Raw genomic sequence first — 11,913 nt, forward strand, 5'->3', positions numbered from 1 at the left:
GTATGGCTGAAGTAACGGTAAAACAACTGGCCGAAGATGTAGGCGCTCCCGTGGATCGTTTGCTGAAACAGATCGTGGAAGCTGGCCTGAAGGCCCGCTCGGAAAACGACGCTGTATCCAGTGATGAGAGGCAGCAGCTGCTGACCTATCTGAGAAAGACCCACGGTGAAGCAGGCGCTGAGCCGAACAAGATTACTCTTAAGCGTAAGACCACAACAACGCTCAAGGCTGGTAAGGCCAAGACTGTCAATGTGGAAGTACGCAAGCGCCGCACTTATGTTAAGCGTGCGGAGCTGCAGCCGGAGCCAGAAGTGGCGACGCCTGCACCAGTAGCAGAAGAGTTGCCGGAAGAGCAGAAGTTGGAACAGCCTGAGGCAGAGCAAGCGCCAAAAGTGACTGCTCCGCAGGCTGATGCAGAGGCTCCTTCCGAGGCAGCGAAGGCAGAAGTGCCGGTTGCAGAAGAGCAGGTTGCCGCTGAAAAGGCTGAGCCCAAGAAGGCGGCAGAGCCTGAGCCTGTGGTCGCTCCGGAAGATATTCCGATGCCACCGCCCGAGGGCGAAGGTAAAGACCGCAAGCCCAAGAAAAAGAAAGAAAAAGTTCGCGAACGTGGCGACGATGCCGAAGATGGCAAGCCCAAGAAGAAACAGGCTGGACATCGTGGTCCACGCAGTCGTCCTGCAGATGCACCGCTGGTAGTCTCTGATGACGATGATGACACCACGCTGCGCAAACCGCTGCGGGCGAAAAAGAAACCCAAAGAGAAGCGTCATGGCTTCGAGAGGCCGACCAAACCAATGGTCAGAGAAGTAGAAGTTCCTGAAGTGATTACCGTTGGCGATCTTGCCCAGCGGATGGCCGTTAAATCCGGTGATGTCATCAAAGCATTGATGGGCATGGGCGTGATGGCAACCATTAACCAACCTCTGGACCAGGAAACATCGACACTGGTTGTTGAGGAGCTGGGCCACAAGGCCAAGCCGATCAGTGATGACGCCTTTGAGCACGACGTGCTCAGCGAATTCAAAGTGGAAGGCCAGGAAAAGGCCAAACGTGCCCCTGTTGTGAGTGTGATGGGCCACGTTGACCATGGTAAGACATCGCTGTTGGATTACATTCGGCGTACCAAGGTTGCCTCAGGTGAGTCCGGTGGTATTACGCAGCACATTGGTGCATACCATGTTGAAACCGACCACGGTATGATTTCGTTTCTGGATACCCCGGGCCACGCGGCTTTCACCGCGATGCGTGCTCGCGGAGCCCAGTGTACGGATATCGTTATCCTGGTAGTTGCATCTGATGATGGCGTAATGCCGCAGACCAAAGAAGCGGTGCAGCACGCCCGCTCTGCCGGTGTGCCTATTGTTGTGGCTATCACCAAGATGGACAAGGAGCAGGCAGATCCGGATCGGGTGAAGAACGAACTGGCTGCCATCGAAGTTATCCCTGAAGACTGGGGCGGTGATGTGCAGTTTGTGCCCATCTCTGCAAAGTCTGGCGAAGGCGTAGATACTCTGCTGGAAGCGGTTCTGCTGCAGGCCGAGATTCTTGAGCTGCAAGCGTCTCCTGATGCGCCGGCTAACGGTGTCGTTGTTGAGTCCAGTCTCGAGCGTGGCCGTGGTTCTGTAGCTACCGTACTGGTTCAGAACGGTACCCTGCGCCAGGGCGATATGGTTGTTGCTGGCTCTTTCTTCGGTAAGGTTCGTGCAATGACCGATGAAGCCGGTAAGCAAGTCAAGGAAGCTGGCCCCTCAATTCCGGTCGAGATTCTGGGTCTGAACGGCACGCCGAACGCCGGCGATGAATTCTTTGCCGTAGCCGATGAGCGCAAAGCGAAAGAGCTGGCTGAATTCCGCCACATTCGTGAGCGCGAGCAGCGTTTACGGCGGGCGCAAGCAGCCAAGCTGGAGAACCTGTTCGAGAACATGGGCAAGGACGAGGTTAAAACCCTCAACGTTGTTCTGAAGACAGACGTTCGCGGTTCGCTCGAAGCGATCACCAAGTCGTTGCAGGATCTGGGTAACGAAGAAGTACAGGTGAAGATCGTATCTTCCGGCGTTGGTGGTATTGCCGAGACAGATGTGAGCCTTGCGATGGCGACCGGCGCTGTTATCTTCGGTTTCAACGTTCGTGCTGATACAGCATCCAAGCGGTTGGTTGAACAGGAAGGTCTGGATCTGCGTTACTACAGCATCATCTACAACCTTCTGGACGATGTGACGGGCGCCTTGACCGGCATGCTGGCACCGGAGTTCCGCGAAGACATCGTCGGTATTGCTGACGTTCGTGACGTGTTCCGTTCACCAAAGTTTGGCCAGGTAGCTGGCTGCATGGTGACCGAGGGCAACGTATACCGGAACAAGCCGATTCGTGTACTGCGGGATAACGTGGTTATCTTTGAAGGCGAGCTGGAATCCCTGCGTCGCTTCAAGGATGACGTGCCTGAAGTCCGTAACGGCATGGAGTGTGGTATCGGTGTTAAGGGCTACGATGTGAAGGTCGGTGACCAGATCGAAGTCTTTGACCGTGTCAGGGTCGAGCGTAAGCTCGAATCCACGGGGGCCTAATGCCTAGAGAGTTCAGTCGTATTGATCGCATCGGCGATCAGATGCAGCGTGAGCTTGCCCTGCTGATTCAGCGTGAGGTCAAGGATCCGCGGTTAGGCATGGTAACGGTTAATGCAGTCAAGGTCAGTCGTGACCTTGGCTACGCCGACATCTATGTCTCGCTGCTGACTACCGAGGAGCTCACTGCTGAGTCTCCTGAAGTCGTGGACTCGATTTCTGTGCTGAACAGAGCAGCAGGGTTCCTGCGGGGGCAAGTGGGAAGGGCTATGAAACTGCGGGTTATACCGCAGCTTCGGTTTCACTTCGACGCACTCCAGGGCTACAGCCGCCGAATGGACAATCTCATTCGCGAAGCGGTCGGTGATAAGTCGGCCGTTGAGCGGAATGATGCCAGCCAGGGTGGCAATGAGGGTGATAACGAGAGTAATCCGGAGTCAAACGCTTGAGCCGCAGACGCAAAGGCCGTGAAGTTAATGGCATTCTGGTAATCGATAAGCCGTTGGGTATCACCTCCAACGGCATTTTGCAGCAGGTTAAGCGTCTCTATGGTGCTGCCAAGGCTGGCCATACCGGCGCTCTCGATCCGCTTGCAACTGGCGTGCTTCCCTTGTGTTTCGGTGAAGCAACAAAATTCTCCCAGATGATGCTGGATAGCGATAAAGCCTATATCGCCACTGCGCGCCTCGGTGAGCGTACCGAGACCGGTGACAGTGAAGGCGCCGTGATCGCTACAAAACCAGTACCAGAAAATCTTTCACCGGAAGTGCTTGAGCCTGTGCTTGAGCAGTTTCGTGGTGATATCCAGCAAGTCCCTTCCATGTATTCCGCGCTCAAGCACAATGGACGTCCGCTCTATGAATATGCCCGTGAAGGCATTGAAATTGAGCGCCCGGCACGTCCGGTAACCATTTATGAGCTTGAGCTTTTGGCTGTCCGTGAAAATGAACTGGATATTGCAGTTAAGTGCACCAAAGGTACGTACATTCGCTCACTCGTCGAAGATATCGGCGAGGTCTTGGGGTGCGGTGCTCATGTAATTGAGCTCAGGCGCACGCTGGCGGCCGGGTTCACCCTGGAGGATGTGCACGCAGTGCCTGATCTTGAGGCTATGCGAGAGCGTGATGAAAGTCTGGATGGCTTATTGGTCGCTCCGGATGCAGCGCTCTCCATGTTCCCGGAGCACCGTCTGTCGGGGCAGCCGTTGGTGTCGATATTGAATGGACAACCGGTTAGAATACCGGGTCAGGCTTATGATGGCTTCGTTCGTATTTATGGCAACGAAGGTTTTGTAGGGCTGGCAGAAGCATTGCCGGAAGGCGAGGAAACCAAACTGGTACCACGTCGATTGGTGAGTGACAGCGGAAAGCGTTAGGTTTACCGCTGTTTAGCCGGGCTGTAGAGGTGCGCGGTTCGGCCGGATTTGACAGCATCGCAAACATTGAGGTGATTTATGGCATTGTCTGCCAGCGAAAAAGCACAGATCGTTCAAGATTATAAGCAAGCTGAAGGTGATACAGGCTCCCCGGAAGTGCAGGTTGCACTGCTGAGCGCCAACATCAACAAGCTGCAAGGCCACTTCAAGATCAACAAGCAGGATCACCATTCCCGCCGTGGTCTTATTCGGATGGTAAACCAGCGTCGTAAGCTGCTGGACTACCTCCGTAAGAAGAACGGCGACCGTTACCTGGAGCTGATCAAGCGCCTGGGTCTGCGTCGCTAAATCTGGTCTTACGACCTGACGGCTGCTCCGGTATTGCTCCGGAAGTAGTCACCAGCCGGCGGGTTCCTCAGGGGGCCTGCCGGTTGTGCTTTTCATCACTGCATTGAGTACTTTTGTGACACTGGGCTTTTCTGTCGTATTGGAAAGCTGAATTAGATAGCAGGTTGTTGAAAGCCCGGGCGGTACGCGCTGTCAGCGTACCGATAATCCAGCCGGGGTTTTACAACAGCCTGTTAGCTTTCAGGCAGAGTGTCTTCAGAATCACACTTCAATCATTCTGAACAGATAACGCAGGAGTTCGTTGTGGATCTGCAACCGCGTAAGAAATCATTTGAACTGGGTGGCGAAACCGTCACTCTGGAAACGGGCCGTATTGCTCGTCAGGCTACAGGTTCCGTTCTGGTCACCGTGGGTGACATTTCGGTTCTCGGTACTGTTGTTGGCGCCAAAGAAGCCAAGCCGGGTCAGCCATTCTTCCCGCTGACCGTTAACTATTTTGAAAAGACCTACGCCGTGGGCAAAATCCCCGGTGGTTTCTTCAAGCGTGAAGGGCGTCCTTCCGAGAAAGAAACTCTGACATCCCGTTTGATCGACCGTCCGATTCGTCCACTGTTCCCGAACGGTTACATGAACGAGACTCAGGTTATCTGTACGGTTATGTCTTCCAGTAAGCAACAGGATCCGGATATCGCTGCTATGTTGGCCGCTTCGGCTGCCCTGGCAATCTCTGGTATTCCGTTCGCTGGTCCTATTGGTGCGAGCCGTGTTGGCTACACCAATGAGCGCGGTTACTTCCTGAACCCGAGTTTTGAAGATCTGAAAACCTCCCTGCTGGACATGGTGGTTGCGGGTACTGAAGACGCGGTTCTGATGGTTGAATCCGAAGCCAAAGGTCTGAGCGAAGATCAGATGCTGGGTGGCGTTCTGTTTGCGCATCAGGAAATGCAGACTGCTGTAACAGCGATCAAAGAATTCGCCGCTGAACATGGCAAGCCTCGTTGGGATTGGCAGCCAGCTGCTGAAAACACCGAACTGCTGGGCGCGATCAAGTCTGAGTTTGCCGGTGCTATTGAAGAGGCCTATGGCATTCACGACAAGATGGCTCGTTACGCGCGTCTTGGTGAAATCAAAACGGCTGCAGTTGAGAAACTTGCAGGCGAAGAGGAAGGCCAGCCTTCCGCCGACGAAGTTAAAAAGAACTTCGGAAAAGTTGAGAAGACCGTTGTTCGCCAGCAGGTAATCGATGGTAAGCCACGTATCGACGGCCGTGACAACAAAACCGTTCGTCCGATCGAAATCGAAGTGGGCATTCTGCCAAGCGTACACGGTTCTGCACTGTTTACCCGTGGTGAAACTCAGGCAATCGTTACGACGACTCTGGGTACTTCTCGCGACGTGCAAACCATCGACGCACTGGAAGGTGAGCGTAAGGATCCGTTCCTGTTCCATTACAACTTCCCTCCGTACTCGGTAGGTGAAGCGGGCCGTGTTGGCACCCCTGGTCGTCGTGAAGTTGGCCACGGTCGTCTTGCCAAACGCGGTGTGATGGCGGTTATGCCGACCTTGGAAGAATTCCCGTATGCCGTTCGCTCTGTGTCCGAGATTACTGAGTCCAACGGCTCCAGCTCTATGGCCTCTGTTTGTGGCTCAAGCTTGGCGTTGATGGATGCTGGTGTTCCGCTGAAGGCAGCAGTTGCCGGTATCGCCATGGGTCTGGTCAAGGAAGGCGACAAGTTTGCCATCCTGACCGACATTCTGGGTGATGAGGATCACCTGGGCGATATGGACTTCAAGGTTGCCGGTACCAAAGACGGTATTACTGCTCTGCAGATGGACATCAAGATCCAGGGTATTACTGACGAGATCATGGAGCTTGCGCTCGAGCAGGCCTATGCAGCGCGTCAGCACATTCTGGTTGAGATGAACAAGGTTATCTCTGAGTCGCGCACCGAGTTGTCTCCGCGCGCTCCGAGCATCACCGCAATCAAGATCAACCCCGAGAAGATCCGCGACGTTATCGGTAAGGGCGGCTCCATGATCCGTTCTATCTGTGACGAGACTGGCGCTTCCATTGATCTGGATGACGACGGTAATGTGAAGATCTACGCAGATAACCAGGAAGCGGCTCAGGCTGCGGTTAACCGTGTTAAGGAAATCACTGCTGAGATTGAGGTTGGTGCTATCTACAAGGGTCGCGTCGAGCGCATTGTGGACTTTGGTGCCTTTGTTAACATTCTGCCTGGCAAGGATGGTCTGGTGCATATTTCCCAGATCTCTGAGCGCCGGATTGAGAACGTGACTGACGAGCTAAGTGAAGGTCAGGAAGTTCTGGTCAAGGTTCTGGATGTTGATAACCGTGGCCGTGTGAAGCTGTCCATGAAGGAAGTTAAGGAAGGCGAGCAGCCGACTGACTTTTCTGACTGATAGTTAGCAGCTAATAAAAACCCGCCTTTCCTATGGATTGGCGGGTTTTTTTTGTCTCCCTACTTGGGTGGTGGCCTCAGTCGAAAGAACCTTTTCAAAACACGCTACGAGCACATCCATGTGCGCTTGTTTCGGGCCGTCCTTGGCCCTCTACAGTTTTGAAAAGGTTCTTCCGACTGAGGCTTATGTATCTAAGTTGCCTATTTGCCTTCTAAAAACTCTAACACGGCGTCCTTATAAGCAGGAATGATGAACGTTGCCGAATGTGGTGTATCTGTCGGCAGGAATTGCTTTGGCTCTCTAGCCGCTTCATAAAGCGCCTGGCCGTGATGAAAAGGGATGATGCCGTCACGCACGCTGTGGATGATCATAATGGGGGTGGGACTAATGTTGGCAATAAGATCTAAGCCTTCGTAATCGTCCGGTATGGTCCAGCTCAGGGGGACCTGGAAGGCCCAGGTTAGCCAGAACTCGGAGAGCTTTTCTCTCGCAATGCCGCGGAAGCCGGAAAAGGTGCCGTCGAGGATGACGCCGCTGAGTTCCGGGGTTTCGTTTCTTTGTACCCATTCGCTGGCGAGGGTAAGCCCCAATGCACCACCGAGGCTTTGGCCGAGGAGGAAGATGGGGGTATTTCGGGTTTCTGCCTTTGTGGCTAGCCAGCGTAAACCGGTTTCGGAATCATGCAGCGCACCTTCTATGTCGGGTGCGCCTGTTGATTTACCGTAGCCACGGTAGTCGATGGTGAAGACGTTATAGCCTTCAGCGGGCAGCCAGGCGATGTTTAGCAGGTGGCTGCTGATGTTCTGGGCGTTGCCGTGGAGGAAGTAGACGGTGCCTTGTGCTTCGCCTTTGGCGGGTAGCCACCAACCGTGGAGGGTTTCGCCGTCGGCTGTGTCCAGGTGGACGTTTTCGTAGCTAAGGTTGAGGCGGTCAGGGGTTATGTAGGTGTTCCTGTCCGGAAAGAAAAACAGGCTGCTGCAGCCGCTTTGCATTAATGCTGCGGCTGTGACCAAAAGCGCCAGCAGGGGCGCTTTTAGCGAGTGTGGTTTCAGAAGTAAGCGTGGAGTCCGGCGTGCCATGTGCTCTGGTACCTGTCGTAGTGTTCTTCTCGGGTGAATTCAGCGAAGAGGCTGAATTCGCGACCGAAGTGCCAGTCACCCTTGGCGTAAATTTGATCTTGCCGGTGTTGGCTGCTGACGATCCAGGCTTTGGTTTTTGCGCCGGCCAGCAGGCTGAACTGGTTGTTCTGGTGCAGCAGGCCGATGTCAGCACCGGGTGCCGCGTCGTAGCCGCGACGAAGGTCATCATCGATTTCCACATCTGCAGTGAAGACGGCGAAGGTCTGTATATGCTGGCCCATGCGCCAGCTTCCACCCGCACCACCTTCGAGATAGGGCGCCAGAACCCGTTTGGTACCGGTATCGGTACGGCGTCCACCGAAGCCCACCTGCCAGGATAAAGGTGAGAAAAACGCATCTCTCGGGCTCAGGGAGCGGATTTCAACACCCGTAAGCTGTTCCAGTTGCAGTTCGTCATTGTTGGTGTAATAACGAGCATCCAGCCGCAGGAATTGTAACTGGGCCCCGCTGCGATAGCCGGCCGGAGGATCAAGAACGTCGTGATAGGCTGGCCGGAACGTGAGTTGGGTAAACTCGCGGTGGTCCAGTTGCCCGGCTCCCAAGCTGATGCGGAAGGTGTCATGCCCCTGATCGTCACGAATTTTCGGCTCTGGTGGTTGATCAAGGGAAGCTACGCCGTCAATTTTGCTGCGCTCGCGCAGCAGGCTATGGGATAAAGGCGCTGCGACCTCTCTTGGCCAACTGTCTGCTTCGCTTTGATAGCGTACGTAATCGTAAGTGGCGTCAAGCAGGTGGGCTCGTTCTTGAGGTGGTAGGGCAAGTACTTCGTCGCTGTTCGGAGCCACGTAGCCATTTGCGATTGCAGCGGCAAGAGTCTGTTGTGGCTTGGGAAGCGCAGACAAACTGTGGGCCACAGCCGTGGCTGCTGATGCGCGGTAGTACACCTCGTCAACCAGGTCTTTATCGACTACCCAGCGAACGGTGTCAGATGGTATGGCATGAGTGCTGACTTCGCCCAGTAGGTTGGTGCCCGGGCGCGCTATGTCGATGAGTGCCAGTAAGCGGTAGGCGCAGTTTTCATCGAAAAAGTAGTAGTCAAAATTACGGTCCCGGATTTCCCAGGCATGAGCCAGCATGAAGTCTACTTCCTGCTGATTCAGGTTCAGTTTGTATTCCCAAAGATCCCGGTGCTCTATATCCGAGTAGAGCCGGATTTTTTCGTAATAGGGCTGAATAGTTGTAATGCCGGGGTAACCGCCGAAAATTCCACGATAGGCAAACAGCAGTTCGCTGTCGTGGGCAGCGGCATCAGCCGCGTAGGAAATTGTATTGGCGAGCAGCAGATTGGTTTGATCGTCTTCCTGGGGCGGATCCAGTCGCAGGAATGTGTGCCCGAACATTGACGATGGGCTGTTCAGATAAGACGCCGCAAAAACCAGAGTAACGCTTTCAGTATTTAGCGTTTCGGTCCATTTTTCATAACCGGGGCATTCTATTTCTGTTGTTGGTAGATCAAGGTGCTCGCGAAGCCAGGAATCCCGTGCGGGGAAACGGCATCGGGCATGGCTGTCGCCACCGCCAGTTTGCTGTATCGCTTCCAGAGTCGCTTCCAACTCGGCCTTGGGAGAGGTTTTGCCTTCTTTGCTCAGAAAAAAGTCCGGGTCGTCGGCTTGGCTGGTGTGGCCCTTACCGAGCAGGTCGGGTTGGTAGTGAATGAGCGTGAGCCAGGCCGGATCCAGGTGGAGCGGAAGGTCACTGGCTTGAGTTTGAGCCTGTAGAGGTAAACTGACGGTGAGCCAGAGCACCACTGGCCCAATGCGAAGCGTGTTGCCCATGGGTAAATACGAGTTCCGGTCGGGTGTTGTCAAGCGAGGGGAGCGCGCCATCCTTGGCGCTTGGTGCATCCCTGCAGCATAGCTATTAGGCCGCTACGTACTTGCTCAGCGACTCATTCTTCTCCAGCAGAGCGACGATTGCGTCTACTGCTTCACCAGAAGTGGTGTCGGAGTTTGGGAAGATAGCAGCGAAGTTGTCCTGCAGAACCTGACGGAAATCGCCACGGTCTGCTGCTTCAACGCCCAGAAGAACGGCCAGAGTTTCCAGGTTCTCGCCGTTGCCGCGCGACATATCGCGAGCTACTTTATCGATGTTGCTGTCCATGTACATGGCCATTGACTGAACAGACTCGTTGGTCGTGCAGCCCAATGTGCCGGAGGTCATGCCGAAGGTCTGGTTGCCAAATGTGCCGTTAGTCGTAGCAGCCAGTACGTGGGGAGCAATACCTGATTGGCCTTTCCAGATCATGGCGCCAACGCCACAGCCAGGTTGGGCGAAAGCCATGGAAGAGGCACCCAGAAGAATTGCACCTGCGATCAATTTTTTCATTATCCACTCCTTTGTATTTTATACAGTCGTCGCAAAATCCACATGGCCAGCTTGGTTGCTGGCAGTGGGGAACGGCCCTGACGGGCTCCCGTGGAGACAGGCATTAAGACCGTTGCCTTGAGTATAGTGCAGATTTGACAAAGGCAAGTCTATACCTCTGCGACTATTTGATTTCACCAGACTATTTCTATTTTTTATGTTGCTGGAATAAAAAGGAGGTATAAAAAAACCGGAGCAGGCTCCGGTTTTTATGTTACGGGAATGGTCGCTTAGCCTCCAAGATAGGCATTTTGCACGTCCGGGTTTTCAAGCAAATTTTTGCCCGTATCGTGCAACCGTATTTTTCCCGTTTCCAGCACGTATCCTCGATCTGCGAGATGCAGTGCCTGGTGCGCGTTCTGCTCCACCAGGAACACGGTAATACCTTCATCACGAAGGTGTCCGATGATCTCGAAGATCTGCTTGATGATCAGCGGCGCCAGTCCAAGGGAAGGCTCATCCAGGATGATCATGTGGGGGTTGCTCATCAGCGCCCGGCCTATGGCCAGCATCTGTTGTTCACCTCCCGACATGGTGCCAGCGCGTTGATGCTCACGCTCTTTGAGGCGAGGGAAAAGCTCGTATACATGAGCCTGGTTTTTGCGGATCTCGGATTTGCTGGTGAAGAATCCGCCCATGTGCAGGTTCTCTTCAACCGTCAGGCCGGAGAATATGCGCCGACCTTCGGGCACTATCGCTAAACCTGAGCGCATGATCTGCGCAGTAGGTTCATTGGTGATATCCCGACCCTCAAGAATGATGCGCCCGGAACTGGCTTGAGGCATTCCGCACACTGTCATCAGCAGGGTGGTTTTCCCCGCCCCGTTGGCTCCGATCAAGGAGACAATCTCACCTTTGTTAACCTCAACAGAAACCCCGTGCAGGGCCTCGATCTTGCCGTAGTGGGTGTGGACATCTTCTAGTACTAGCATGCTCATGGTCAGGCCTCGCCCAGGTAAGCTTTGATCACGTCGTCGTTGTGGCGGATTTCTTCCGGTGTGCCGCTAGCCAGGGGCTTGCCCTGGTTGATGACGTTAATCCGGTCTGAAATATCCATTACCAGGCTCATGTCGTGCTCAATCAGCACTACGGAAACGTTGTAGTCCTCCTTCAGGCTCACAATCAGCTGATTGAGTTCTTTGGTTTCCGCCGGGTTCAGGCCAGCCGCGGGCTCGTCGAGCATGAGCAGTTTGGGCTCGGTGACCATGCAACGTGCAATTTCAAGCCGCCGCTGCTGGCCGTAAGCCAGGTTGCCTGCATCCCGGTTGGCGAGATCCAGAAGACCAACACGCTCCAGCCAATAGGCGGCTCGGTCCAGTGCTTTTTGTTCCCGTTCCTTGTAGCTGGGGGTGCCCAGCAGGCCAGCAAGCATGTTGGTGTTGAGGTGGCGGTGCTGGGCTACAAGCAGGTTCTCCACAACGGTCATCTGCGTAAACAGGCGCACGTGTTGAAAGGTTCGCACCATGCCCAAGCGGGAAATTTTGTAGTCTGGAGTGCCCTGTATTTCCCTGCCTTCAAAAATCACCTTGCCGCCCGTGGGCTTGTAGAACCCGCTCAGGCAGTTGAATACGGTGGTTTTTCCGGCGCCGTTAGGGCCGATGATAGAGACGATTTCCCGTTCCTGCACGTCCAGTGAAACGCCGTCAACTGCCAGCAGGCCGCCAAAACGCATGGACAGATTTTTTACTTCAAGCATTGTCTG

At 54.5% G+C, this 11,913-nt stretch carries 10 protein-coding genes; 5 read left to right on the forward strand and 5 right to left on the reverse strand.

Annotated elements, in window-relative coordinates; all coding sequences use genetic code 11:
• Nucleotides 1–2: 2 nt before the first annotated feature.
• The 5 genes from infB (at nt 3) to pnp (ending at nt 6,708) form a co-directional block, all read left to right on the forward strand.
• A complete protein-coding gene (infB, locus tag AADB16_RS05160) occupies nt 3–2,564 on the forward strand; it encodes a translation initiation factor IF-2 (RefSeq protein ID WP_410801809.1) in 2,562 nt (853 codons plus the stop codon).
• Nucleotides 2,564–3,010, forward strand: a complete 447-nt coding sequence (gene rbfA / locus AADB16_RS05165; protein WP_298449244.1) for a 30S ribosome-binding factor RbfA — start codon at nt 2,564–2,566, stop codon at nt 3,008–3,010. Before infB ends, rbfA begins: the two co-directional genes overlap by 1 nt.
• Nucleotides 3,007–3,936 carry a tRNA pseudouridine(55) synthase TruB gene (gene truB, locus AADB16_RS05170; RefSeq protein ID WP_410801811.1) on the forward strand — a complete coding sequence of 310 codons (930 nt, stop codon included), beginning with the start codon at nt 3,007–3,009 and terminating at the stop codon, nt 3,934–3,936. Before rbfA ends, truB begins: the two co-directional genes overlap by 4 nt.
• A gap of 78 nt (nt 3,937–4,014) precedes the next feature.
• Nucleotides 4,015–4,284, forward strand: coding sequence for a 30S ribosomal protein S15 (gene rpsO, locus AADB16_RS05175; protein ID WP_298449240.1), 270 nt, complete (start codon nt 4,015–4,017; stop codon nt 4,282–4,284).
• 309 nt (nt 4,285–4,593) lie between these two features.
• On the forward strand, nt 4,594–6,708 hold the full coding sequence (pnp, locus tag AADB16_RS05180; protein WP_410803587.1) for a polyribonucleotide nucleotidyltransferase: 2,115 nt from the start codon (nt 4,594–4,596) through the stop codon (nt 6,706–6,708).
• A gap of 200 nt (nt 6,709–6,908) precedes the next feature.
• Here the strand turns inward: pnp and AADB16_RS05185 are convergent, their stop codons facing one another.
• The 5 genes from AADB16_RS05185 to livG all read right to left on the reverse strand — a co-directional run bounded on the left by AADB16_RS05185 (nt 6,909) and on the right by livG (nt 11,907).
• Nucleotides 6,909–7,787, reverse strand: a complete 879-nt coding sequence (locus AADB16_RS05185) for an alpha/beta hydrolase (protein ID WP_410801813.1) — start codon at nt 7,785–7,787, stop codon at nt 6,909–6,911.
• On the reverse strand, nt 7,757–9,622 hold the full coding sequence (locus AADB16_RS05190) for a DUF4105 domain-containing protein (protein ID WP_410801815.1): 1,866 nt from the start codon (nt 9,620–9,622) through the stop codon (nt 7,757–7,759). The genes AADB16_RS05185 and AADB16_RS05190 overlap by 31 nt, the downstream gene beginning before the upstream one ends.
• Nucleotides 9,623–9,707: 85 nt before the next feature.
• A complete protein-coding gene (locus tag AADB16_RS05195) occupies nt 9,708–10,172 on the reverse strand; it encodes a DUF3015 domain-containing protein (RefSeq protein WP_410801817.1) in 465 nt (154 codons plus the stop codon).
• 269 nt (nt 10,173–10,441) lie between these two features.
• Complete coding sequence (locus AADB16_RS05200) at nt 10,442–11,143, reverse strand: ABC transporter ATP-binding protein (protein ID WP_298449580.1); 702 nt, start codon at nt 11,141–11,143, stop codon at nt 10,442–10,444.
• An 8-nt stretch (nt 11,144–11,151) separates the two neighbouring features.
• The gene (gene livG / locus AADB16_RS05205) at nt 11,152–11,907 is read right to left on the reverse strand and encodes a high-affinity branched-chain amino acid ABC transporter ATP-binding protein LivG (RefSeq protein WP_298449228.1); all 756 of its coding nucleotides are present in this window, start codon (nt 11,905–11,907) and stop codon (nt 11,152–11,154) included.
• Nucleotides 11,908–11,913: the final 6 nt, after the last annotated feature.

The sequence above is a fragment of the Marinobacter sp. KMM 10035 genome, from assembly GCF_046537445.1.
GTDB classification, from domain to species: domain Bacteria; phylum Pseudomonadota; class Gammaproteobacteria; order Pseudomonadales; family Oleiphilaceae; genus Marinobacter; species Marinobacter sediminicola.